General features: G+C 69.3%; 21 protein-coding genes. 7 read left to right on the top strand and 14 right to left on the bottom strand.

Translation table 11 applies throughout. The features are described 5' to 3' along the window. Positions 1-108: 108 nt before the first annotated feature. From WMF46_RS42130 to WMF46_RS42115, 4 genes are all read left to right on the top strand, one after another. Entirely contained in the window at positions 109-405 is a 297-nt protein-coding gene (locus WMF46_RS42130) for an RNA recognition motif domain-containing protein (protein WP_437982394.1), read from the top strand. A gap of 36 nt (positions 406-441) precedes the next feature. After that, positions 442-804, top strand: coding sequence for a hypothetical protein (locus WMF46_RS42125; protein WP_437982393.1), 363 nt, complete (start codon positions 442-444; stop codon positions 802-804). Positions 805-1,108: 304 nt separating this feature from the next. After that, positions 1,109-1,312 (top strand): hypothetical protein, encoded by a 204-nt coding sequence (locus WMF46_RS42120; RefSeq protein ID WP_437982392.1) that lies wholly within the window; start codon positions 1,109-1,111, stop codon positions 1,310-1,312. 106 nt (positions 1,313-1,418) lie between these two features. Then, complete coding sequence (locus WMF46_RS42115) at positions 1,419-1,775, top strand: hypothetical protein (protein ID WP_437982391.1); 357 nt, start codon at positions 1,419-1,421, stop codon at positions 1,773-1,775. A 77-nt stretch (positions 1,776-1,852) separates the two neighbouring features. Here the strand turns inward: WMF46_RS42115 and WMF46_RS42110 are convergent, their stop codons facing one another. From WMF46_RS42110 to WMF46_RS42055, 12 genes are all read right to left on the bottom strand, one after another. Continuing rightward, complete coding sequence (locus WMF46_RS42110) at positions 1,853-3,082, bottom strand: CotH kinase family protein (protein WP_437982390.1); 1,230 nt, start codon at positions 3,080-3,082, stop codon at positions 1,853-1,855. A 19-nt stretch (positions 3,083-3,101) separates the two neighbouring features. Next, positions 3,102-4,529 (bottom strand): TolC family protein, encoded by a 1,428-nt coding sequence (locus tag WMF46_RS42105; protein WP_437982389.1) that lies wholly within the window; start codon positions 4,527-4,529, stop codon positions 3,102-3,104. Continuing rightward, a complete protein-coding gene (locus tag WMF46_RS42100) occupies positions 4,526-6,640 on the bottom strand; it encodes an HlyD family secretion protein (protein ID WP_437982388.1) in 2,115 nt (704 codons plus the stop codon). The genes WMF46_RS42105 and WMF46_RS42100 overlap by 4 nt, the downstream gene beginning before the upstream one ends. Before the next feature lie 102 nt (positions 6,641-6,742). After that, positions 6,743-7,426, bottom strand: a complete 684-nt coding sequence (locus tag WMF46_RS42095) for a DUF4956 domain-containing protein (RefSeq protein WP_437982387.1) — start codon at positions 7,424-7,426, stop codon at positions 6,743-6,745. An 88-nt stretch (positions 7,427-7,514) separates the two neighbouring features. Further along, a complete protein-coding gene (locus WMF46_RS42090) occupies positions 7,515-9,581 on the bottom strand; it encodes a PEP/pyruvate-binding domain-containing protein (RefSeq protein WP_437982386.1) in 2,067 nt (688 codons plus the stop codon). Between the two features lie 84 nt (positions 9,582-9,665). Continuing rightward, positions 9,666-10,775 (bottom strand): hypothetical protein, encoded by a 1,110-nt coding sequence (locus WMF46_RS42085; protein ID WP_437982385.1) that lies wholly within the window; start codon positions 10,773-10,775, stop codon positions 9,666-9,668. Between the two features lie 61 nt (positions 10,776-10,836). Then, positions 10,837-11,823: a hypothetical protein gene (locus WMF46_RS42080; protein ID WP_437982384.1), complete on the bottom strand. Its 987-nt coding sequence runs from the start codon at positions 11,821-11,823 to the stop codon at positions 10,837-10,839. Positions 11,824-11,997: 174 nt separating this feature from the next. Continuing rightward, on the bottom strand, positions 11,998-13,176 hold the full coding sequence (locus tag WMF46_RS42075; protein ID WP_437982383.1) for a tetratricopeptide repeat protein: 1,179 nt from the start codon (positions 13,174-13,176) through the stop codon (positions 11,998-12,000). Then, positions 13,173-13,712: an RNA polymerase sigma factor gene (locus WMF46_RS42070; protein WP_437987999.1), complete on the bottom strand. Its 540-nt coding sequence runs from the start codon at positions 13,710-13,712 to the stop codon at positions 13,173-13,175. The genes WMF46_RS42075 and WMF46_RS42070 overlap by 4 nt, the downstream gene beginning before the upstream one ends. A gap of 219 nt (positions 13,713-13,931) precedes the next feature. Beyond that, on the bottom strand, positions 13,932-15,275 hold the full coding sequence (locus tag WMF46_RS42065; protein ID WP_437982382.1) for a hypothetical protein: 1,344 nt from the start codon (positions 15,273-15,275) through the stop codon (positions 13,932-13,934). A 77-nt stretch (positions 15,276-15,352) separates the two neighbouring features. After that, positions 15,353-16,432: a prephenate dehydratase gene (pheA, locus tag WMF46_RS42060; protein WP_437295690.1), complete on the bottom strand. Its 1,080-nt coding sequence runs from the start codon at positions 16,430-16,432 to the stop codon at positions 15,353-15,355. A 716-nt stretch (positions 16,433-17,148) separates the two neighbouring features. Further along, a complete protein-coding gene (locus WMF46_RS42055) occupies positions 17,149-17,667 on the bottom strand; it encodes a hypothetical protein (RefSeq protein ID WP_437982381.1) in 519 nt (172 codons plus the stop codon). 559 nt (positions 17,668-18,226) lie between these two features. Between WMF46_RS42055 and WMF46_RS42050 the strand changes: the two genes are divergently transcribed. Genes WMF46_RS42050 through WMF46_RS42040 form a run of 3 tightly spaced genes read left to right on the top strand, consistent with a single transcriptional unit; the run spans position 18,227 to position 22,494 of the window. After that, positions 18,227-19,264: a TauD/TfdA family dioxygenase gene (locus WMF46_RS42050; RefSeq protein ID WP_437982380.1), complete on the top strand. Its 1,038-nt coding sequence runs from the start codon at positions 18,227-18,229 to the stop codon at positions 19,262-19,264. A 4-nt stretch (positions 19,265-19,268) separates the two neighbouring features. Continuing rightward, positions 19,269-20,339 (top strand): TauD/TfdA family dioxygenase, encoded by a 1,071-nt coding sequence (locus tag WMF46_RS42045; protein WP_437982379.1) that lies wholly within the window; start codon positions 19,269-19,271, stop codon positions 20,337-20,339. A gap of 25 nt (positions 20,340-20,364) precedes the next feature. Next, entirely contained in the window at positions 20,365-22,494 is a 2,130-nt protein-coding gene (locus tag WMF46_RS42040; protein ID WP_437982378.1) for a 2-aminoethylphosphonate--pyruvate transaminase, read from the top strand. Here WMF46_RS42040 and WMF46_RS42035 read toward each other — a convergent pair. Together WMF46_RS42035 and WMF46_RS42030 are read right to left on the bottom strand one after the other, a co-directional pair. After that, on the bottom strand, positions 22,487-23,359 hold the full coding sequence (locus WMF46_RS42035) for an ATP-grasp domain-containing protein (protein ID WP_437982377.1): 873 nt from the start codon (positions 23,357-23,359) through the stop codon (positions 22,487-22,489). The genes WMF46_RS42040 and WMF46_RS42035 overlap by 8 nt on opposite strands. Then, on the bottom strand, positions 23,356-24,195 hold the full coding sequence (locus WMF46_RS42030; protein ID WP_437982376.1) for a nicotianamine synthase family protein: 840 nt from the start codon (positions 24,193-24,195) through the stop codon (positions 23,356-23,358). The genes WMF46_RS42035 and WMF46_RS42030 overlap by 4 nt, the downstream gene beginning before the upstream one ends. Positions 24,196-24,830 lie beyond the last annotated feature (635 nt).

The following is a 24,830-nucleotide window of genomic DNA, read 5'->3' as shown; positions in this document are numbered from 1 at the left end:
GCGCGGGTTCGCTGCGCGGCACGTCCCCGTTCGATCCGCGACGGCTTCATCGAATGGCAGGCGAAGAGCGCTCACGAGCGCAGCTGCAAGCCGTGAAAGTAACGTGTCATGGGTAATCGTCTCTACGTCGGCAATCTCTCCTACAGCACCACCCGCGAGTCCCTCGAGGCCGCGTTCGCTGGCAGCGGCGAGGTCCGCGAGGTCTCGATGCCGACCGATCGCGAGACCGGCCAGCCGCGCGGGTTCGCGTTCGTCACGATGGGCTCGGCCCAGGCGGCGAACAGCGCCATCTCGCAGCTGAACGGCATGATGCTCGATGGGCGCTCGCTCAAGGTGAACGAGGCCCAGGAGCGTCCGGCTGGCGGCGGCGGCGGCGGCGGCGGCGGCGGTCGCGGTCGTTACTGATCGCTCCTTCGTCGAGTCGTAACATCGCGGCGGGCCATGAAGGCCCGCCGCATTTATTTTGTCTTCGAGACGCCCGAGCCGCACGCCGGTGCGCGCGCGCGCCGCGCCAGGCGAGAGGGCCACTGGACCCTGGGGCCGCTGCACGGCGCCATCGTGAGCTCGTGCGGCCACCGCTACGGCGACTGCAGCTTCAACGACGACGACGGCTCGCGCGACACGCTGGCCCTCGATAGCGTGACGCTCGGCGAGCTCTCCCAGAACAACCGTCACAAGTCTTCAATGGGCCCGAGCTTCGCGGTGCGATGGTTCCAGGTCGACCCGAGCTATCAGGTCGCTCGCCTGGAGCCCGCGGCCGCGCGCGCCGAGGGGTCACGGTCGTCTCTGGCCGCTGAACCCTGAAGCGCAGGATCGTGAAAAAGCCCCGCACCGACGAGATCGACCCCTCGCTTATCAACTTTCGTGGTGCCGCGGCTCGTTTTCTGGTACATGATGACTCTCGCGCAGCGAAAGCTGATTGCGAAGTCGATAGCGATGCCGCCTGGACCCGTTGGGCTCGAGCGACAGGCAAGGCCGCGAAGAGCCGCTCGAGGCAGCTCCTGCATGCACATGCGGAAGCGCACGCCCGGCGTGCCTTCCGCGTCCGCGGCTGAGCGCAAGGAAAGTGGTCGCCATGAAAGCGTGTTTATCGCGGGTCGTGGATGGCGTGGAACAGAGGCTCTGCTGGCGCTTCCAGGTGCACGGGAGGAGCGAGGCCATGTACGAGCCGGCGGACGGCCAGCATGGTCCGTTCGATCGCGACCGCCAGCGGAACCTCAAGTTCGGCGAGACGTTCCAGCGGCTGGACCGCTCGGGATCTCCCCGGAAGTACGATGGGCTCTTCTGGCAGCCAAAGAGCTCGATCGCGTGAGAGCCTGGACCGTGACGGCCGGGAGCGAGGACAGCAGCCAGCTCCGGCAGGACACGGGACAGTGAACTTGTCGCTGAGCCAGCAACCGAGTCGTGCAAACACAGCCATGTCTACCTCCCAGAAGCCCGTCACCTCTGCCACCTTGCTCGCCACCGCTGCCCACCTCAACTTCCGCGCGACGTCCCGCGACCGGAGCGGCTCGACGCTCGGCGTGCTCGTCAACGCGTCCGGTGCTCAGCAGTACCTCGTGATCGCCTCTGGCGGCGCGGAGGGCACCTGGACGCTCGCGAGCGAGCTGCCCGTCGGCCTCGCTCCCTTTCTTCTCTACGAGAGCGCCGCCAACGTGCTGCGCGGCGGAAGCTTGAGCGAGGACGGGAGCATCTCCTTCCATGGAGCGCTGTATACGATCGAGTCATTGGTCGACGGCAGCACCCGCGCAGCGAAGGTGAGCGGCAGTGTTTGAGCGCTGTCGCGCTCGGATGCCAATCCGAGGATCTGGTTCAGCGCGGTTGCAGCGCTGAGGGCCGAGCCCGGCTCCCATCAAGGCTCGACGCGGCACCTCGCGCTGCACCCGTCGCCAGCCGCCGTGTTGCCGTCATCGCACGTCTCGAGCCCCGCGACGTCGCCGTCGCCGCAGACGATCGCGGGATCGACGAGCGCGCGGCGCAGCTTCAGATCGCTGCGCAGGGCGCCCACGTGCGCCTTGAACTCGCTCAGGTCGCCTCGAGTCGCGTCGCCGGCGCCAGCCTCGCCGAGCACCTGCTCCGCCCGATCGATGGCCGCGAGCACGGCGCCCTCGTCCCACACCGCGTTCACGATACGGGCGAGCTCGGCGCGATACCGCTCGTCGAGCGCCGGGATTTCCCGGATCCGGCGCGGGAGCACGGCGACCGGCTCCGTCTCGGTGTCGAAATGCGGGTCGTCCAGGATGCGGTCCATCCCGTGGGCGATGAACACGAAGCGCCCGTCGACCGGGTTCTCGTAGAGGTAATAGTTGTTCGCCCGGTAGGCGTAGCCGTCCCAGTGGCCGAGCAGCGCCTCGAGGGCGTAGCTCGTGAGGAACCGATCCAGGTCGAGGCGCTTGCTCACCTCCGCCGCGAGCTGCTCGTCCGGCGCCTCCTGGATGGCGGCGGCGAGAGACCGGAGCTCTGCGCCGCCGCCGTCATCGCCGCCGTCGAGCTCCACGGCGTCGATGTCCTCGGCGAAGTCGCCGCAGCACGGGCCCTCGTAGAGCGCGCCCTCGTCGTTCACCTCGCCGAAGTGCAGCCGCAGGAACCGCTTGTCGATGGCCTCGGTGACGACGTAGATCCCCCTGTCCACGCCGTTGACGCTCACCACCGCGTGCGCGGTGCGCGCCGCGGGCACGCCGGCGCGGTCGTGCAGGTCCTCGCCGATCTGCTCGCGAAGGAACGTCGGGTCCTGCTTGGAGTTGTTCAGCAGGAGCTTCTTGAGCCCGTGCAGGTTCGCCTCTTCATCGAACTCGTCGAGCTTGACGCTGAAGCTCGGCTTCTCGGACAGATCCACGGCCGAGTTGCCCTTCTGCCGGATGCCAGCGCCGCTGACGACGTCGCCGTCGTACACGAGGGTGCACGGGACGCGGTTGTCGAGGTCCGTGCGGAGCTGCCCCAGGTGGGCCTCGTCGATGGTGATCGCGATCTCGTGCAGCGCCGTCCGATCGAAGACCACGCCGCTGCCCGGGTCGAGGGGCACACAGCCACCCTGGCTCGCCGCGACGAGCGCGAGGACCGCGGATGCATGAAGGGCTCTCATCGTTCCCGCTCTTCCCGCTCTACCGCTCCGCATCGCCCCTGGGCTCCGTGCTCCCGCCATGGTGGCCCGCCTCGGCGGGGAGCCGGCCGCCGACGGCGTGGCGGAGCTCGCCGACCGCGGTCCAGTAGCGGCGCACGAAGCGCAGCAGCCGGAGCTCCAGGCGCACGCGGCGCTCGTCGACCTCGAGCGCCCGCCCCACGTCGACGTTGCGGCCCTCGATCGCCCGCTGCGCCTCGGCGCCCGCGCGCTCGGCGGCGGGGTTCATCCGGCGCCGGAGCTCGGTTACGAGGGCGCGGGTGGCCTGCGCCTCGCTCAGGCTCGTCCGCACCTCGCGCGTCACGAGCTCGACCGCGGCGCCGAGCGAGCGCTGCTCCGCCTTACGCGCGGTGTCCGCCGCGACGGTGGCCGCGCGGTGCGTGTCGAACACCGGCAGCTCGATGCCGAGCCCGAACGTCCACCCGAGGCCGAGATCGTTCTCTCGCCGGAAGTCGTAGCCGACCTCGACGAAGGAGAGCCAGGGCCACCGCGCGGCGCGCTCGGCCTGGAGCGTCGCGTCCGCCGCGTCGCCCTGCGCCGCCGCGAGCTCGATCTCGGGCCGGCGCTTGAGCGCGAGCTCGACGGCCTCCGCCTCCGTGGGCAGCTCCGGGGGGGGCCACGCGCTCTTCGGCGCGCCGAGGAGGCGCACGGGCGCGGCAGGATCGAGCCCCATGCGCGACAGGAGCGCGGCGAGCGCCGCGCTCCGCTGCGCGCGCAGATCCACGCCGTCCTGCTCCGCGTCGATGGCGGTGAGCTCCGTCATCGCCTCGTCGACCGCCGTCGTCCGCGCGGCCGCGAGCTGCCCCTTCATCCAGGTGGCGAGCGACCGGCGCGCCTCGGCCACCGCGTCGGCGGCCGCGATCTCGGCGTCGAAGAGGAGCACCTCGTCGAACAGCAACCGGACGTCGGCCTCGAGGGCGATCTCGATCTCGCGCGCCTCGGCGAGCGCCTTGGCCTCGTCCACGCGCGCCTCCGCGACGTTCGCGTCGACCTCGCCAGGGCGGGTCACCGGGAAGCGGAGCGCGGTGCTCACGCGCGGCTCGCGCTCGCGGATGCGCTGGAGCTCGATGTTCGTGATGCGGAGCTCCGGGTTGTCGAGGTGGTCCTCCGCGTCGACCTGCGCCGCGGCCGCCTCGGCGCGGGCGCTCTGCGCGGCGAGCTCGGCGCTGTGGTCCCTCGCCCAGGCGACGGCGTCCTCCACGGTCATCGCGATCGGCCCCGCGCTGGGCGCGCTCGGCCGCGCGCCCGGGCCCGCGCGGCGGAGCGCCGGCGTGCCGGCGGACGCGCGGCCCTCGCGGTAGAGGGCGATCGCGCGGTCGGACGCCGCCGGCCTCGGCGGGGAAGAGCAGCCCGAGAGGGCCGCGCAGAGCACCATGACGGGGATCGCCGCGCGGCGGCGGCGCTGGCTCACTGGCCCCACGAGATCTCCTGGAACGAGGGCGCGGCGGCGTCGAACACGATCGTCAGCGCGCCCGGCGTGAGCGACGGCGAGATCCCCTCGGGCTTGAGCCCCGGGAACCGCTGGACGAGGCGCGGCGAGAGGACGCCGCCCTCGGGGCGATCCACCCGCCACAGCGCGCCGGCGTCGCCGTCCGCCGTCGAGGGCGTGGACGTCATGGCGAGCGCGCCGTCCGGCATGAAGACGAGCTCCGAGATGCCGCCCGGCGTGGGCTTCCCGGCGACCTCCACGTCGACGCGCGCGCGCGCCCATAGCGAGACGCGGGCCGCGTCGAAGCGGATCGCCTCGGCCGCGGTCCGATGCTTCTTCTTCGCGCTCGCGGCCTCGACCGCCGCGGCTCCCTCGCCGCCGAACAGCGCGCTCGGGGAGCCGACCCGCCAGATCATCGCGTTGCCCTGCGCGTCGAGCGGCGCCTTCAGCCCGAGGTACAGGGCGCCCTGCCGGAAGGCGAGGCCCTCGATGTCGAGCGCCCGCGTCCCGTCGGGGAGGCCGAGCGCCGCGGCGCGCGCGGGGTCCGCGTCGAGGACCTCGGCCAGGTGGATCCCGCCGTCGACGCGGAAGCCCTGGCCGTCCTGGCGGAGGCGCAGGAGCGCGGTCCGCTCCGACTTGCGCTTCCCCTTCTTGCTGTAGCTCTGCGACGACAGGAGGTAGATCTCGCCCGCGTCGCCGGCCGCGATCCCCTCGACGTCGTTCAGCGCGTCGACGCCGCTCACCGGCACCGGATCCGCGGCGACGGCGCCGCCCGGGGACATCGCGAAGAGCCACGGCGCGCCCTCGTTGTTCTGCTCGTGGCCCGTGTCGTCGCTGACGAGGAGGTACCGGGACTCGCCGGGGCGCGCGAGGACGCCGGACGGCTCGAAGCGCGTCCGGCTCGCCAGGGTCGGGGGCATCTTCATGGGGGACTGCGACGCGACCGCCCCGGCCTTCGGCGCGGCGCCGGCCTTCGGCACGGTCGTCGTGGGCTTCGGCGGCGGCGGCTGGGCGGCCGCCGCGCCGCGACGCGCGTCGAACGTGATGTCGAAGGCCTGGCCGGGGACGAGCGCCATCGGCGCGTCCAGCGAGATGGTGACCACGCGGCCCCATGCGGGGATCTCCGGCGTGAGCCAGCAGCGCAGCGGGAGCTGGGAGACGAGCGGGCCCACGTCGATGACCGTGCCCGGGATCGGGTCGCTGAGCTGGCCCCGGACGTAGAGCTCGGCGGCGTCCCCGTTGCTGACGCCGAGGGAGAAGCGCTCGGGGACGCAGGCGACCGCGCGCGCGCCCGTGCGCGCGCTCAGGAGCTGCACCAGGGGCATCCCGGCCGGGACCACGTCGCCGGGCTGCCTGTCGATGGAGATGACGCGCCCCGCGTTCGCGGCGCGCAGCACGTAGCTCGCGCGCCGCTGCTCGAGCATCGCGATGTTCTCGGTCGCGACGCGCACGTCGGCGTCGAGCTTCGCCGTCAGCCCCGACGTCCGGTCCCGGAGGCCGCTCCGCCGCCGCTCCGTCGCCTTGAGCTGCTCCGTGAGGACGCTCAGCGTCCGCGGCTTCTCGCTGGCGATCGCCGCGACCGTCGCGTGCTGCAGGTCGAGCTTCGTCAGGTCGTCGAGCACCGCCTGCCGGTTCTCGATGAGCTGCTTCATCCGCGAGATCTCGCTGTCCAGCACCTTCGCCTCGGCGACCGCCCGGCGCTGCTCCTCGCGGTGGACGGCGAGGTGGCGCTCGACCGTCTCGCGGTTCGTGTCGAGCTCCTGCTCGAGGACGGCGAGCTCCATGTTCAGATCGGCCTCGACCTGGGCCTTCTCCGCCTTGGCGACGGCGATCTCGCCCTCGATCACCGAGCTGTCCAGCGTCGCGATGATCTGCCCGGCCTCGACCTCCTCGCCGACGGCCACCTCGATGGAGGCCACCCGGGCGGTCTCGACCGGCGAGAGCACCTCGGGCAGCGCCTCCGCGTAGCCGAAGACCCGCCCGTGCGGGCCGCTGCCCACGTGGAGCCACAGGGCGGCGCCGAGCGTGAGCACGAAGGTGATCGCGGGGGCGGCGTCCTGGAGCGCCGCGCGGAGTCGCTGGTAGCTGTACATCGATGATCCTTGCGCGGTGATGACGGCGGCGGCTGCGTCAACGAAGCGAGAGCGCCCGCGAGGGCGTGAACGACAGGCATCCTCCGCGATGGACCTCGGCCGCTAGAGATCCAGCGTCGGCTCCTGAAGCATGAGAGAGACATCCTGCACGCCCGGGATCGCCTGGAGCTTCGTGACGAGCGCCGAGCGGAGCTCGGGCGCGAGGATGGTGAGCTGGTAAGCATGCTCCATCACGGTCCCCTGCGCAGCCTCCCTGAGCGTCACCAGCGAGAAGGTCCGGCAGTGCGCGCGGAGCACCCTCGCGAGCGCGTCCTCCACCTCGGGCACGGCGGGCGCGGTGAAGCGGAGCAGGCCATCCGGCTGTCGTCGCGAGCCCCAGCCGGTGAAATGGAGGAGCAAGGTCCCGGCGGCGAAGATCGCGGTCCCGCCGAGGGCCGCGCCGACCGCCTGGAGCCCGCAGGCGATGCCGACGCCGAGGGCGGCGAAGATGAACATGACGTCGCGGGGGTCGCGCATGGTCGTGCGGAACCGGACCGCGCTCAGGCCCACGGCGACGCCGATGCCCGCGGCGATGCTGCTGCCCACGGAGAGCATCAGCATGCAGGTGATGACGCTGCCCATCGCCATGCTGTGCACGGACGAGCGGGAGTAGGAGAGCCCGCGAAATGTGGCCATGTAGACGAGCGCGACCGCCTGGCCGAGCCCGAACGCCAGCAGGAGCGCCACGACCGCCCTGCGGAAGTCCGTGGCGCTCCCCTGGGTGACCCATCCGATCCAGTCTATCACGGCGAGCCGCTCTTTCCCGGGGCGATCGCCGGGCGCGGCGCGCGCCCATCTCCATCCACGCGCCCATGCCCATCCACGCGCGTCCGCGTCACGGCGCCTCGGAGGCGGCGCCGCGGCCAGGGTAGGGGCGCGCTTGCTTGATGTAGAGCGTCGGCGCCTCGTCGGGGTTCGCGTCGTCGTCGTACTTGAACTCCACGTCCATCGCATACCACCCGTCGTTGCCGCTCGCCGGCCCGTACGCGGGGGAGAACCGCTCGTGGATGGCGTCGAGCGCCACGCCGAGCTGATGGACCTGCGCCGTCGAGAGGACCGTCTGGCCCTCCGGCATGAGGCTCGAGTGCGTCAGGTAGGTGACCGGCTGGTTCGGCTGGTTGAAGAAGTAGAGGAACGCGTCGTTCGTCACACCCGCGGGCGGGGCGACCACCTCCACGTCACCGCCGGTCTGCACGTTGACGTAGAAGGCGGGCTGGACCCCTGCCGTGTCGAACGGGTTGTTGGTGATGGCCACGCCGTTCGCCTCCTCGGCCGGGAAATTGTGGTGCACGAGCAAGGCCATCCCGATGGTCCGGTGGTCGATGCCGTAATAGGTGCGCTCGTCGAAGGTGCGGAGCTTCCAGGCGCTCGCGTACGTCTTGCGGATGGCGTCGAGGACATCCTCCCAGTCCGTCGGATCGCCGGTGTTCGAGTCGTAGCAGCCGGCGCACGGGAACCCGTCGAGATCCTCGCTGTTCGTGCTGGTGCGGAAGCGCATCGGGTGCCCGGGGTAGTCCGCCTCGATCTTCGCCTTGAGGAGCTCCTGGAGCTCGGCGTCGATGGGCGCGCTCTTCATGGCGTCGCGGAGCGCCTTCAGCTGCTCGTCGCGGGCCGCGGCGTCGGTGGTGAACTTCGGGTCGGCGAGCAGCGCGTCGATCTGCTCGTAGAACCCGTTATCTTTCATGAACTGGTCATAGTAGTACATCGGGATCGAGAAGGCCTTCAGGATGGGGACCTCGGGGATCCTGGCCAGGATGGAGTAGTGGGCCGACTTGCCGCCGAAGGCGAGCACGGCCTTCTTGATCGCGTCCCGGAGCGGCTCGCCCTCCGGCGGATCGGGGGTCACATCCTCGATGTCGCGCAGATCGGTGACCGTCAGATCCATCTCGGGGAGCGTGACGGGCGTCGGTTTGTGCGCCTCCCAGAACGCCTCGGCCTCCGCCTCGGTGACCTCGCGGACGCTCCAGGACGACGACCCCGCGGTGAGCTCGACGAGCTTGTCCTTCAGCGCGAGCAGGTCGGGGTGGGTCATGGCGTTGCGCAGCCCCATGTTGGGGGTGCGCCGGTTCTGGGAGAGCACGTTGACGTGCGAGAGCGGCGTCTGGAACTCCTCGGTGATGATCCCCTGGACGACCGAGATGTCGTTGGGCGCCTCGTCGAGGACGACGATGTCCTGGTGGGACAGGTACTCCGAGTCGAGATCCGCCGCCTTCGCGAAGTGGAGCCGGCCCACCGCCGTGCCTAGCGAGAGCGGCTGGTAGTCGATCCCCGCGTAGAGATCGCCGGTGCTGACCACGGGGATGTCGGAGGGGAGCTTCTTCGCCTCGGCCGCGACGGCCTCCGACGTCGGGTGGAAGGCGAGCTTCGACCCGAAGAAGGAGGCCGCCTTGACCGCCCTGAACAGGGTGGCGATCATGTCCGCGGACGCGGTGTCGTAGGGGGAGAGCTCGACGGCCCACACGTCGGGACCCTCGTAGTGCGTCACCGCGCCGAGGACGAAGCGGCGATCCGGCGTGAAGTACTCGGTCGCGTTGAACTCGCCGAGGGGCGGGACGAGGGGCAGCGGGTCGCCGGAGAGGTGCGATGACACGAAGTCGTAGTGGATCAGGTAGAGAACGCTGTTCTGGAAATACAGCTCGTTCTTGTCGGCTTGATCCAGCACGACCTTGACCGACCGCGCGCCGGGCAAGCTGGCGTCGATGGGCACCGAAGCGAGCGCCTCGAAGTCCGCGGCGCACCCGACGCGCTTCAGGAACTCCGTCGATTCATCGGCGTTCTTGCGTTCGCAGACCTCTCCGGTCACGCCGGGGTCGTCCGTGCCGCCGCCGCCGCACGCGCCCGGGAGCGCCGCGGCGAGCAAGGCGAGCGTGACGATCGACGTGATGCGAGTGCCTTTGTACATGATTCCTCCTGAGACAAGTAAGCTGACCGCGCAGCGGCGCGCGCCGGTCATCCCGCGTCAATCCCGCGTCAAGGTGTCAAGGTGTCAGGGCGTCAGAGCGAAGCAGTAGAACCCGCCGTAACCGCCGCCGGACCCGACGGTGACCGCGCCGGGTAGCGGTCCCCCCTGCTCCAGGAGGTTGATGCCCGGCGCGCACCCCGACTCGTCGAGCGACGACATCCAGTTGGCCATGTTGATGTTGCCGCCGGGGCCGGCGCCGGTGCTGCCGCCGCCGGTCGGGAAGCCGGCGCCGGTGCTGCCGCCGCCGGTCGGGAAGCCGCCACCTCCGAAGTTCCTGGGCCACGAGTGACCGACGCGCGGCCTCCCCTCGCTCGTGTCGCCCGACTTGGCCGTCCAGTCCTTGCAGGTCGCGGTCGCGCTGTAGAGCTGTCCCTTGTCGTTCGTCCCCGTCAGCATGTCGTGGTTGTCGACCTCGGGCTGGCTCGGATCGGGCTGGTGGTTGGGGACGCCGTCCTCGTTCGGAAAATCGTCGATGATCGCAGGGTCGGCCGCGGAGGGGCGGTCGTTGAGCAGCTCCTCTTTGTTGTTGGCGAGCAGCCGGCCTAGCCGGTCGTACCAGGGACCCTCGCCGATCCGATCGATCGCGTCGACCTGCTTGCCGTCCTCCCCGGCGACGGCGCTCAGGAAGGCGCGCCACTGCTTGCTCCCCGCGCCGGGGAGGCTCTTCTCGGCGATGGTCGCGCAGATCTTGTCCGCGCCGCGGAGCCCGGCGCCGGCGCCCGTCTCTCCGAAGCGGAGATCGCCGCCGAAGCCGTCCTGGGAGCCCGACAGCTCCTGCAGGGCGACGAGGCTGGTCACGAAGAAGCTGAATTTCTCGGTCGTCCCGCCGGAGCTGGACGAGGTGGTGTCGCCGCTGGACGACGAGGCGGTGGTGTTGCCGCTGCCGCCGGAGCTGGACGAGGTGGTGTTGCCGCCGGAGCTGGACGAGGTGGTGTTGCCGCCGGAGCTGGACGAGGTGGTGTTGCCACCGGAGCTGGACGAGGTGGTGTTGCCGCCGGAGCTGGACGAGGTGCTGGTCGAGCTGTCGCCCGAGGCGCCCACATCCGAGTCCGAACCGGAGCAGCCGACGCCGACCACAGGGGAGAGCAGCGCGAGGGTGAGGGGCAGCAGCAAGGGGCGATAAGTGCGTGTCATGGTCTCTGTGTCCTTTTCCTTGTTAAGCTAGACGGTCGGCCGCGCCGCGGATCGGCGAGGCTCACTTGCAGGTGAGATCGCTCTGGCAGGTCTGGCCCTCGGGGCACTGCGAGTCGTCGTTGCACGACATGAGCCCGGCGATCACCACCGCCTGCTCGATCTGGGACGAGACGACCAGATCGACCCGGCCGGCCGGGATCGTCGCGGAGCCCACGGACCTGCGCGTGACGATGATCGTCGGGAAGCCCGCGACGCCGAGGTCGAGGAGCTGCTTGACGAGGGATGCCGGGACATCGAGCGAGCCGGTGTCCTCGACGTTGCACTCGATCATCCCCTTCGTGCCCCCGTGATGGCTGATGTCGAGCTTCACGTAGACCTTGGAGATGCCGGCCTGCCCCGGCGGGGTCCACTCGAGCTGCAGGGGCTGAGCGGGATCGAGCGCTATCGTCTCGTTCAGGAGATCGAGGGGGCTCACGCCCTTGGCCTCCACCGTGAATGCGCTGAAGAAATCGCCGCTCGCCTCGAAGCGGAGCACACCGCCCTCGTCGACGGGCGGGTAGAGGAGCTTCACGCCGGCGGGAGGCTGGTAGTTGTTCGCCGTGGGGCTCATGACGAGGGACGCCTCGCCCGACTCGAGGTTCAAGCCGGTCACCGTCACGTTGCCGGCGCTGTGCGCGGCGGGGTAGGGTTGGCACGTGTCGTCCTCCACGCAGACGGCGCTGCCCCCGCAGGGCTCGTTGCAGAACGGGACGCGCGGCGTGAGGAGCTGACAGCCCCCCTCCTCGGCCTGCATCTCCCAGACGAGCTGCGCGGGCGTGGGGCCGTCGTAGATCTTCCCGATCACCGCCGTGCTGCCCGCCGCGCCCGGCTCGGCAGAAGGCAGCGAGCGCACCTGGAAGGCGCCGACGAGCTTCGTGGGGTCGCCGGTCGGTTCACCCGACCCTGTGGAGCCGCCGGAGCCGCCGGAGCCGCCGGCTGAGCCCCCCGAGCCCGACGTGTCGTTGGTACCATCCCCGGAGCTCGAGCAGGCGAGCGACACGAGGGCCACGACCCCGCCAAGGACACCGGCGCGCCATCCGCCTCGTGAGGAGAATTTTTCAATTCGGCAAAGGTTTTGCGACATCTCGATGGCCAGGTGGCGACGCGGCGGGATCAGGGGTCAATCTTTTTTGAAGAAGCCCCACCGCGCGGACGCCGGCGATCTGGCGTCAGGCCCCTGCGCTCAGCCGCCGCCGAGCTCGGACAGGCGCGCGCGCAGCCGCGGCGCGTGGACGCTCTCGCCGTGACGCGCGAGGAAATCGGCGATGGCCGCGCGCTCGTCGGCCGCCCGCCCGAGCCGGCGCAGGCTCTGCACGCGGCCGACCCGGGCCTCCGCGGCGAGGGGGCCGCCGCCGGCGAGGTAGCGATCGAAATAGCCGAGCGCCTCCGCCGCCTTGCCCTGGTGGAGCGCGATCTGGCCGAGCGACACCAGGGCCGCCCGCGCCTCGGGGCTCGCCGGGTACTGTGCGAGCAGGGCGCGGTAGGAGGCGTTCGCCTCGGCGCTCTTCCCCTGCCCGAGCTGGGTCTGCGCGCGCAGGAGCAGCGCTTGCGGGCCCGCCGCGGGCTCCTCCGCGCGCGGCCTGGGCGGCTGCTGCGCGCGATCCCGGGCCCCGACGGCGCTGGCGGTTGCGGGCTCGCCGGTGGGCGCGCCGGCACCGGGCGAGGGCTCGGCGGCGGGCGCGTTCGCGCCGGGCGGCGGCTCGGTGGAGGGCGCGCCGGCGCCCGGTGCGAGCGCGCCGGCGCCTGGCGAGGGTTCACCGGCGCCTGGTGAGGGCTCGCCGGCGGGCGCGCCGGCGCCCGGCGGAGGCGCTTCCGGCACCGAAAGCGTGGGGAGGCTCAGGACCGTGCGCCGTGCGCCGCTCGGATCGAGCGTCTCGCTCCCGCTGGGCGCCGATGGGGGCGCCTGCGCAGGCCCGTCGAACAGCTCCGCCGCGAGCGCGGCCAGGAGCGTCGCCGCGACGGCGACGCCCGCGAGCGACCCGGCGATCCCGCGCCGCAGCATCGGCCGAGGCGCCGCGCGCAGCCGCGCCGTGCTCTCGGGCGCGGCCTCGAAGCGGGCGCCCCTCGGGTCGAGGCGAGCGGCTCGGGGCTCGAAGCGGGCGCCCCCGGGCCCGAGGCGGGCGCGCGCGAGCACCTGCTGCAGCATGGCGGCGTCGCTGAGCTCGCGGCCGTCGCCGCGCGCGTCGCCGAGCCTGCCGATGGCGGCCCAGAGCGGCGCCTCGCCGCGGAGCTCGGGGTCGTCCTGCTCGGCGCGGCGGAGGAGCTCCGCGTCCTCGGGGCGGATCGGCTCGCCGCGCGCCTCCGCGGCGAGGATCGCGGGCAGGAGGTCCAGATCGATCTCGGACTTCTGCGTCCCTGTCATGATGCTCTCTTCCGGCCGACGGCGAGGTCCTGTCGCACCTGCTTGCGGAGCGCGCCGATCCCGAGGCGCAGCCGGCTCTTCACCGTATCGGCGCTGACCTCGGTCATTCCGGCGATCTCCTCGATGGAGTAATCGAGCGCGTGGTGCAGGAGGATCACATGGCGCTGCGCCTCCGGCAGCTCGTCGAGGTACGCGCGCGCCTCGCGCGGGAGGGCCTCGAACGGGGGTTGGTGCGGCGCCTGGGCGATCTCCTCGTCGATCGCGCTCTCCGGGGCCACGGGCGCGCCTTCCCTGCGCTGCTGCCGGGCGTACCGGAGGATCGTCCGGACGGCGACGCGCCTGGCCCAGGCCTCGACGGCGGCGTCGCCGCGGTAGCTCGACGCGCTCTCGAGGATCGCGAGCAGGGCGAGCTGCGCGGCGTCGTCGGCGTCCGCCGCGCTGCGGAGGAACGTCCGCGCGATCCGGCGGACCCGCGAGATCACGTGTGTCATGAGCCAGGCCTGGGCCTCCGGGTCACCCGCGCCGGCGTGGCGCATCCGTTCGAGGTCAGACGGCGAGGACACGGCGGGTGACGGGGCAGGCGGCGGGGCGGGGACGGGGCGCGTCATGGCGCTGGCCAGGAGCGGCTCGGGCAGGGGGCCGAGGCTCCTGGAGAGAGCTCGCGCGTGCTCAGCGTCCATCGCTTCGACCTGGTGCGACGCACGGCCCGAAGCGGGTCAATTTTCCTTTCGTGACGGGTCATGCGGCGCGGGTGGTCATTTCCTGACCATGCCCGCGGGGGCTGGCGAGGCCGGCAGGGCGAGGCCGAGCTCCAGCCCGATGCCGGCGAAGATCCGCACCGGATTGGCCGAAAGCGCGAGGCCCGGGTGTACGGTGGCGTCAGGCTCCGTCAGGAGCACGTCCACACCCAGCGTCGTCTTGAGGCGGAGCCACCCGGTGAGCGGGACCCCGAGCTCCGCGACCGGCGCGACGCTCACGAGCACGTCGGTCCGGGCCTCCGGCGGCGGGAGCTGCTGCGGAAACATCCGCGGCCACCGCCACGGCGGCGGCGGTGGCGGGACATGACCGGGAGGAGGCGGGAACGGGGGCGGCTCCGAGAGCGCCTGCTGGGTCGTGCCTTCCTCGGGGACGCGCTCGACGATATCGACGGTGGCGCGCGCGCCGAGCTGCAGGTCGAGGCCAAGGGGGAGCCTGAGGCGGACCTGGCCGGTCGTGATCACCGGGTGGCGCGAGAGCTCGAACGTGGACTGCTCGTCGCCGAGCGAGGTCGAGGGGATCAGCTCGTACCCCAGGCCGAGGACGGCGTAGTCCACCGGCGCCCAGGAGGCGCGGAGCGCGGCGGCGCTCTGCCAGGGCGCGGCGCTGCTGAAGTTCGCGCCGGTGTAGCCGGCGAGGACGGCGAACGTCGGCAGCGGGCTCGCTTCGCGGCGGGCGCCCGTGGATGGCGACGGCGGGCCTGCGGGCGGCTGCAGGTCCGGCGCGGCGTCCGCGGGCGCCGCGGCCGTGGGCGCCGCGGGGGACGTGGCGAGCTCGGGGGCACCGTCGGGCTCGGGCGGAGTCGCTGGAGCCGGCCCGACCGGGGCGACCTTCACCTCGGCCAGGCCGGCGACGTGGCCCTCGCGGAGCTCCTCGGCGACCGCGCCGGCGATGTTGGCGAGCGACTCGAGGGCGGTGGCGGTCTGTCCGGGCAAGACCGGGATGCGGCGGCCGTAGATCTGCTCGCCGTCGCGCTCGACCACGTACAAGGCGAGCTCGTCGCTCGCCCCGGCGTCGATCCAGAGCACTCCCCGCGCGTCCCACGCGTCGGCGAGCGCGTTGGCTTCGGGGAGGAGCGTCTGCAGCACGGGCCTCGGAGTGCCGGGGCGGACGATCTGAAGGCGGATGCCGATGGGGCGGATATGGGCGACGACGAGGTCGATGGCGCGCTTGTCGATGCCGCCGGCGCCCGGGAAGGCGGCGAGGACGAGCACCGGTTCGCCTGCGGCGCGAGGCTCGCCCGCTGCGGCGGGCAGGGCGACGGCGGCCAGCAGGGTGCCGGCGACCGCGCTCGCGGCCGTTCGGGCAGCGCGGAGGGCGAGCGCGAGCGACGTGGCCGGCACGGGCGCGGAAAATTATCATTCTTCCCCGCGGGGCACCATCCCCCGTCGCGGCCCGGCGGGATGCCCGCCTCCGCGCCTCAGCGCGCGCCGGTCGATCGCGGGTAGCTCCCGAGGACTTTCACCATCTCGCAGCGCGCGCGGAGCCGCTCGATCGCGTCGGCGACGCGCGGATCGCTCCGGTGGCCCTCCAGATCGACAAGAAAGACGTAGTCCCAGTGCTTCTGCCGGCTCGGCCTCGACTCGATCCGGGTCAGGTTGATGCCCGCGTCGTCGAAGATGGCGAGGACCCGGCGGAGCGCGCCGGGCTCCTCCTGCACGGAGAAGACGATCGAGGTCTTGTCCGCGCCCGTGGCGGGCGCGTCGGCCGGGGCGATGACGATGAAGCGGGTCGCGTTCTCGGCGCGGTCGTGGATGCGCTCCCGCAGGAGCGGAAGCCCGTAGAGCTCGCCCGCCCCGCGGCTGCCGATCGCCGCCGCGGCGGGGTCGCCGAGGGCCTCGTGCGCCGCCGCGGCCGCGGAGACGGTCTGGACGATCTGCGCGCCGGGGAGGTGCTTCGCGAGCCAGAGGCGGCACTGCGAGAGCGCGTGTGGGTGCGCGTGGACGCGCGCGACGCCGCTCAGCCCCTCCGCCTTGCTGAACAGGCAATAGGCGACGTCGAGCACGAGCTCCTGCCGGATCTGGAGGTCGCTCTCGATCAGGGCGTCCGCCGTCAGGGTCACCGAGCCGTCGGTCGAGCTCTCGACGGGGACGACGCCGCAGGCCGCCTCGCCCGCGCGCACGGCGTCGAAGACGCCCTCGATGGTGCCCGTCTCCCGGTAGCGCGCGGCCAGCCCGAACAGGTGCCGCGCCGCGACCTCCGCGAAGGCGCCCTCCGTCCCCGGAAAGGCCACCTTCATGGGCTCCTCCAGCGACAGGCAGGCGCTCATCACCTCCCGGAAGACGACCCGGATGGCGTCGCCCGGGAAGCGGCCCGCGCCCTTCGCCTGCAGGCGGGTGAGCACGCGCCGCTCCCGCTCCGGGTCGTGAAACTGCGTGGCGTTCGCGGCGCGCTTCGCGTGCGCGACCTCGACGGCCACCTCGGCCCGCTCGGCGAGGAGATCGAGGATCCGGTCGTCGATGCTGTCGATGCGCTCGCGAAGGTCGCCCAGGGTCGCCATGGTTCGTTCCACCTCGGATGGGGAAGGGCGGGCATCAAAGCGCAGGGGGCGCCGCAGCGCAAGGCTCGCCTCGGCGCAGGGAATGCAGCGCGGAACGCGCGCGACGGAGACGAACGTCAGGGGCGAAGCGGCACCCGTGCGGGCTCGACGCGTGGAGCGGATGGGTAAGGGAGACCCGGTGAGGGGGCAGAGGAGAAGAAGAGAGAGCTCTTGGCGCGAGAGCGAGAGGATCGGCCGCCGGAGTGGGGGGATCGGGCGCGGGAGCGGGAAGATGGCGCCCGCGAGGGACATGATGCTTCCGGGCTCAGCGTCGAGTGCCTTGGCCTCGTCACGGAGCCTCCGCTGCGCCGACGTGAGCATCAAGCCGTGTTCTTCACGGTGCGTGTCGGGGGAATGAGCCCCCTCCTGGCTGAGAGGTGCCGAAGGATGGTCGTTTATCGAGAGTGGCTGTCAACATCGTTTGACGCGCTGAGGCGTCTGAATGCTGCTGCGCCGAGCCATTCGCGCGACACCGAGGGAGAGGCGGCAGGCGAGGCGAGGGCGGCGCGCTGTAATCAGTTGCAATCGAGGTGGTGTTGATACGGCGGGTCATGCGGGACATAGGTGGCCGCGAATTCAACAGACCTTGCGTCGGGAGTGTCTCGAATGCGACACGCGGGCTGGTGAAGCCGCGCGCGGCGAGCCGACGCCCGGCGTGGAGGGCGCCGGAGCTCGCGTCAGAGCGAGATGATCAGTCGGTCGACGGGGAGCAGCCGCTCCCCCATGCGATTGGCTATCGCACGGTAAATGGCTTCACCGATCGCGGTCGTGCGGCTGAGATCCACGTCGGTCACGCGCGGATTGCTCAGGCGCACATCGAAGCTCGCTCCATCGAGGGGCAGCACCTTGAGCGTGATGCGCACCGTGACCGTGCCGTGCGCGTCGCGCCGCAGACGGCGGTGGAGCGTCGCCCCCAGACGCGCGGTCAGCTCGCAACCGGCCACGCTCACGTCCTCTGCACCGTGGATGACGAGCGTCTTGTTGTCGGCCGGGCCCAAATTCTCGATGCGTATCCCCGCTGCGACCGCGTCGACTCGCTCCAGCAGATCATCGTGGAACGCGGTACCCAGCAAACCGACGGATTCGCACGGCAGTGGCTCCTGGGCACTGGCGGGCGCCGACGCCAACATCGAAAGCGCAGCAAATGCAAGGAATGCAAGAAACGTGGCGCGAAGCGAGAAGAAACGATGGACCATTACACTATCTCCTTTGCGACTCTTCTTTCTGGTTCTACTACACCGAGAGTGGCGCGGGTAGCACTGATCTACGGTTCATAGGCTTGGACATTCAGGACGGACGACACGACAACGATCGGACTGAAGAGCCCACAGTTGTTCAGTACGAAGAGGTGGCGGCACGGCCATCGTTCAGTGGTAGGCGTGTTCGTCAACCGAGCGGCGTGCGCGGCATAGGACGGCTGATCGCCTCGGGGCTGCGCGCGGTCGCAAAGCCAGTGTTCGGGCACCGCTCGGAGGCAGCGCTGCCCGGCGTGGACGTCGCCTCAGCGGCAGCACGTGCGCGCCGCGGAGCTCTCGGGCCGAGCTTGCCAAGACGGCTGCCTGCACCGGCCCGCAACAGCATGGACGCGCTCTGGTCCGAGGCGATCGATGCCGGTCCCCCTCAGGATCCCATGATGATATTGCCTGGGAAGCGGTATACTGTGCGGCGACAATGCAGCACTATCGAGAGGATCACGCGGGAAAAGACGATCTCGTCAGCTTTGCCGGCTTCACGCCCCCGAGAGGATGACCCACCATGGAAACATCGTTTGCTCCCTCCAAGATCCAGACGAAACAGATCAACCACCCCCGGGCCTGGGATGGAAAGAACCTGACCAAGGACGAAGTTGCCTTCGATCTCGGGCCCAGACACCTGGAGGCCTTCGACCGCGTGGTCCAGGAAGCCCGGAGACGCAGCGTCACGCTCGAGAACGCTTCCAACGAGGATTTTCAGCTCGAGGACATCCAGGACGATGTGCAGCTCATCGCCGACAGAATCCTGAATGGCCGCGGCGTGGTCATCGTTCGCGGATGGCCGATGGACCGCTGTACGGAAGCGGAGATCGCTCTCCTTTACTGGGCATTGGGCAAGCAATGGGGCCAACCCATCGTTCAAAGCTGGAAAGGGGATCGTCTCGGCTATGTGACCGATGTTCCCCACCTGGTACCGGGGACGCGGGGCAAAGGCTACACCTCCGAGAACGCGATGACGCTCCATACCGATTACGGTGGCATCATGGGGCTGATGGCCATCCGGCGGGCCAAATCCGGGGGATTGAGCGGCCTGGCCAGCGGAATAGAAATTCATAACCGCATTGCCGCCACGCATCCGGAATATCTGGTGCCTCTGTACGAGGGCTATTATATTCACTGGACGGGCAACGAGAAGAAGGGTGAGCGTCCAATCAACCCCGACTACCGCGTGCCCCTCTTCAGCGAGCTCGACGGGCAGGTCAGCGTTTCTTTCATGAACAAAAGGGTCGTCGAGCAGGCGGTCGCGGAGCGGAAAGAACCGCTCACGGAGCTACAGCGCGAGGCGCTCGAATACTTTCATGCCGTCGGGGATGAACTGAAATTCACCTTCATGCTGGAAGCGGGCGAGGCGTTGTTCGTCAACAACTACGCCGTTCTGCACGACCGCGCTCCCTTTGAGGACTGGCCGGAACAGGAACGCCGCCGCTTTCTCCTGCGGCTGTGGCTGAGGACTTCCCAGGGAAAGCAGCCGGTCCATCCGAGCATCCGTCGCTTCTACGACACAATGGCTGGAATTTTCTCCCCGCCGCCGGCGAAGTGATTTGGTGGTGATTGGCCTCCTTGCCCTGCAACCCTTCACGCGGGAAATCGACATGTCCAACAGCCTTGCAAGGTACACTGGCCATCCCGGGGCCTGGAAAGCCTCGGACCTGACGAAAGAAAAAATCTCCTTCGATCTCGGGCCCCGGCACCTGAGAGCGTTCGAAAAGGTCATGGATGAGGCGCGGAAACGCGACCTCACGCTCCGGACCGCTTCCGAGAGCGATTTTCCCCTCGTCGAGATTCACGACGATATCCGCCGGATCGCCGGCGAAGTTCTCCACAAGCGCGGCGTCATCATCATCCGCGGCTGGCCGGTCGAGACCTATACGCCGGAGGAAATGGGATTGTTGTTCTGGGCCGTGGGCAAGCAGCTCGGAGTACCGGTCGAGCAGAGCCATCACGGCGACCGGCTGAACCAGGTCATCGATCTCGGGGGCGGGCGGGCCTACAACTCCAATATTCCCCTGGACATGCACAGTGACTTCGCCGCGCTGGTCGGTCTTCTGGCGATCCGCAAGGCCAAGCTGGGCGGCCACAGCGCAATAGCGAGCGCCCTCGCCATTCATGACAAGATCGTCGAGACCCATCCCGAATATCTCGCCCCGCTCTATGCCGGTTACTACGTCCACTGGCAGGGAGAGGAGGCGAAGGGCGAGCGGTCGCTGATAACCGATTACCGCGTTCCGGTCTTCAGCGACGTCGAGGGCCAGCTCAGCGTGTTCATGGTCAAGCCGTTCGTCGAGCAGGCCGAGAGGAACAAGGAAATGACCCAGCTTCAGCGGGACGCGCTCGACTATTTTCAGCAAGTCGCCGACAGCGACGAGTTCGCCTACAAGTTCATGCTGGAACCGGGAGAAGCCTCGCTGATGAGCAACTACACGGTCCTTCATTCGCGCTCCACCTTCGAGGATTGGCCCGAAGTCGAGCGGCGCCGGCTCCTCCTGCGGCTCTGGCTCAAGTTGCATCCCGGGGACCGCCGTCCCCTCCATCCCAATTTGCAACGCTTGCACACCCATGACGGGTTCTACGTGTCGGCCAAGAACGGCGAAGCGCCGCAGGTATCGGCCACGTGACGGAACCTCTACCTGAAAGACATCGATGATCGACCTGGCAATCGTCGGACTTGGGCGGTGGGGCACCTTCCTCGTCGATGCCGTGCAGGGCGTCAGCCCCAAAGTCCGTTTTGCCGCCGCGGTCAGCCGTGCTCCCGGACGCATCGAACAGGCGGCCGCCTCGCGGGGAATCAAGGTCCTCGCCTCGCTGGAAGAAGCGCTGGCCCAACCGACGATCGCGGGCATCGTGCTCGCCACCCCCCATTCCCTCCATGCCGCGCAGATCGAGGCCTGCGTCCGCGCGGGGCGCCCCGTCTTCGTCGAAAAGCCGTTCACGCTCACCTCCTCCAGCGCGGTGCAGGCTTCCGCTGCGGCCTCGGCGGCGGGAGTCGTGGTGGCCACGGGGTTCAACCGTCGGTTTCTTCCCGCGATGCGCAAACTGAAGAGCGTCGTCGGGGAGGGCCGTCTGGGCACCGTTCGTCACATCGAAAGCAACTTCACCGCGAACCTCGTCGGGCGATTTTCTTCCGGGCAATGGCGTTTGGCAGCGGAGGAAAATCCGGCGGGCGGCTTCGCCGGAGGTGGCATTCATATGATCGACGCGATCATCCATCTCGGCGGTCCCGTCACCGGCGTGTTCGCGGTGGGCTCCTCGCGCATCCCGGCCCTCGGGCCTCTTGAGGACACCGTCTCCGCCCTTCTCACCCTGGCCTCCGGAGCCACGGCCTCGGTGACGACGATGATGGCCACGGCGCCGACATTTCGCCTTCAGGTACTCGGGACCCAGGGCTCGGCGGAGATCCGTGGTCCGGACACGCTCGAAATTGTCGACCTCGCAGGCAAAGGTGGTCCCTTTTCCTTTGAGGCTGTCTCCACGGAGCGCGCCGAAATCGAGGCTTTTGCCGATGCCATCTCCGGAGAGGCCCCGTATCCCATTCCAATGGATGAGGTGCTCAATGGCGTGGCGGCTTTCGAAGCCGTTGGCCTATCCCTCTCTACGGGGGGCCCTGTTGCCATTGCTGAGGGTGGGTGTCTTGAAATTATAATGAATCGCCGACACGACCACTACCTGCTCACGCCGGGGCCCCTTACGGTCCCGACGGAAATCCGTGAGACGATGCTGCTCGACCGGAACCCCTACACGGGCGACTTCGTCAACATGACCGCCGCGATCCGCCGCTATCTGCTCGAGATCGCCAACGGCACGGAGACGCATGCCTGCGTTCCCCTGCAAGGCAGCGCCAGCTACGCCATCGAGGCGGCCATGCAGACCCTGGTGCCCCGTACCGGCACGATCCTGATCGTGCAGAATGGCTTCTACGGAATCCGGCTCAGGGAAATCGCCGAGGGCATTCGCCTCAAGGTCACGACCCTCGACCTTCCGATGCTGCCGCTACCAACGCGCGACGAGCTCGAAAGAGCCCTCGACGCCGACCCCTCCATCACGCACATCGCCATGTGCCACGCGGAGACCGGCACCGGCGTGCTCAATCCGATTGAGATGGTAGCGGAAGTGGCCCGGTGCAGGGGCAAGCGCCTCATCATCGATGCTGTCGCTTCCTTCGGCGGCTTTCCCATCGACGTGGCCACGCTCGATCTCGAGGCGCTCATCATCTCTCCCAACAAATGCCTGGAAAGCGTCCCGGGCATCGGCCTCGTCCTCGTCAACAAAGACGCCCTGGCCGCCTCGGCGGGCAGGTCGATGTCGCCCTCGCTCGATCTCCATGCCCAATGGAGCACGATGGAAAAGAGCGGCACCTGGCGCTGGACGCCGCCGACCCACGTTGTCGCGGCCCTGGCCAGGGCCTGCGAACGACACCGGCGGGAAGGCGGCGTGGCCGCCCGCGGGGCGCGTTACCGGTGCAACTGGCGCATCCTGATCGACGGCTTCCGCCAATGGGGATTCCGGACCTTGATCCCCGACGAGGTGGCCATCCCCATCATCGCGACCTTCCATGTTCCCGAGCCGTTCGCGCATGATTTCCGGCCCTTTTACGAAGCACTGGAGCGGCGCGGGATCACCATCTTCCCGGGACGGCTGACCGCCTCCGGAACGTTCCGCATCGGTGTCATGGGCGATCTGGTCGAATCGGACATCCGCATGATCATGGACGTCATCCGCGAAGTCCTCGGCGAAATCGATTCGCGCTACAAGGACCTGCCGCGGATCAGCTAGGAAGTATTGCCGCCACGATGGCGTCCGCCAGCGCATTTGCCGACGCGGGGACCATGTCGAGATAAAGCGCGGGATCGAGGACCTCAATCTCCATCAGGACAAACTGGCCACCGCGCAGGACGCCGTCGATCCGCGCGTAAACGGGACGACCGGGGACATGCCGCAAGACCTCCTCCGCGGCCGCCACATGCTCCTTCTCGGGAACGACGGACACCGGAACACGCGGGCGGTAACGCGCGTTCACCCGAAAATCGTCGGGATTGGGACGCTTCCGCACGCCATGAGCGAAATGTCCGTCGATGAACACGAGCGACAGCTCGCCTTCGCGGATTTCCGGCATGAATTCCTGGAGCAAGAGATCGTTCCGGCCCGTTTCGGCGCGCAGGGCCTCGGCCTGCGCGGCCACCTGGTGGCGCTCAACGAGGGTCACGCCCACGCCGCTCTCCCCGATGCAGGGCTTCAAGACGAGCCGATCCCCAGGAATTTCGGACGCCGTGGTTTCTATATCTGTATTTTGATCGACGATGCGCGTGACCGGGCAGGGTACTCCGTGGGCGATGAGGTCCAGCAAGTACCGCTTGTGCGAGTTCCATAGTAACAGGCCGACTTCATTGATCACGGGGATCGCAGCGTCACGCAATCCATGGATCCATCGGAAGAATTTCTCGCTCTGTTCCGTGTAGTCCCATACGGAACGGACGACCACGCCCGCCGCATGGCCTTTTGCCTCCTCCCGCGGTTTGATCTGGTCCCAGGGACGCAAGACGGTCTCCACGCCCCGATGTTCCAGGGCCTTCTTGAGCGCCAGATCGCAGCCGATTGCCTCGGGAGGGATCTTCGCGCAGGTCGCCAGTAGCAGCTTCACGACACACCCTGCTTCTGGTCGACGGCGGCCACCATGCCTGCCTCGCTTCGATTGTGTCGCTCAAGAAGCACGGCGTCATAGACCGCCCCGGTATGGAGAAGCGGGGTGACGCGCCAGGACCCGGAAAGCTCCTTTTCGAATGGATAATTGCAGAGCGATTTGATGCCATTGCCGTAGCGAAGGATGATCTTCGCCTGCCCTTGCATCTGGCCGCCTAGTTGCCGAAGAATGGCGGCCTTCTCCTTGACCAATCCGGCGATGATGAAATGGCTCGCCTGTCTGACACAAGGGATCGTTTCGAGCGGACGGCAGCTACACCGGATCCGCTCCGCCAGACCCTGATGCATGACAAGCTTTTTCGCGAGACGGGTCGCTTCAGGATCGATATCGTGACACAGCAACTCCGCCTCACTTTCCCGGGCGAAGAGCAGCGCCGTGACGGGCAGCGCCCCGGCCCCTATGAAAACAATCCGCGATTCTGGGCCTATCCCGGAAGCCGCCAGCTCCGCCCGGAACGACCTCCGAAACTCCGTGTAAGTCGCATCCAGATAGGCTTCCAAAGGCAAGGTTCCCTCTGCCAGTCGCTGGCAAAGGTGGCGGGAATGGTCTTTTTCGAGGTCGCAGAGAGCGCGATCCAGGACATGGCGAAGCGTCGTGGCGTCGTGAAGAAGCTCGAGATCGCCTTCCCAACGCCGCCAGTGCGAGGCGTTCTCCGCGTCCATGACGAACTGGCGAACGGAGCCCAGCTTCTTTTCCAAGGGATCGAAATCGCCGCAACGGCCGGCTTCCTGGCGAAGCTCTTCAAGCTGGGAGCTCAGGGCGCGTAATTCAGCCAAGAAAGAATGTTTGTTTGAATGCATGAACGTTCTCGCCTGGAACCGTGTTGGGGAGATGTGTCGGAAGTTAAGCATCAACGAGGTGCTCTACAACCGGGACCGCCTCGGCGCCCATAGGTGTTGACGGAGGTGATCGCGCTCGCGGATGGCTCGGCCGGGGAGCCCGGGGTCGCGCCCCCGCCTCTGGACGAGAGATCCAGCGTGCTTGCGGCTCCTCCGAGAGCGTCGCCCCGCAGCGGGTGCAGCGCGGGTTGAACGGTGAGCTGTCCGCGCTTGCAGCGCCGGCCGGCAAACGACCGCGCTCTCCCCCGCGATCACGGGGCGCTCGTACCACGCCCTGACGCCCGCCCCCCTCGGCGTGGCGGCCTGAGGTCCCGATCCGAACCTCGCCTGCGCGGGGGCGCGTCCGCGCTGGAAGAGCAGGGATCCGTCGCGCTGGAGCTCCGGACCCTGGCGTGATGCCTCACTCGCCCTGTCTCTGTGAACCTGTCTCTGTGAAGGAGACACCTGGTCCTCCCGGGGCGACAGTTCACCCGAGGCGACGGGCTCGCGAAGGGGCCGGAAGAAGCGCGCTTTCCGCTCCTGCGCGTCGACGATCCGCGGGGGCAAGCGCCGCCCCGACCCGGCACGTGTGT

This window comes from Sorangium sp. So ce117, from assembly GCF_051524395.1.
GTDB lineage: Bacteria > Myxococcota_A > Polyangia > Polyangiales > Polyangiaceae > Sorangium > Sorangium cellulosum_B.
The sequence above is the reverse complement of the archived record's forward strand: the minus strand, read 5'-3'. Positions and strand labels throughout refer to the sequence as shown.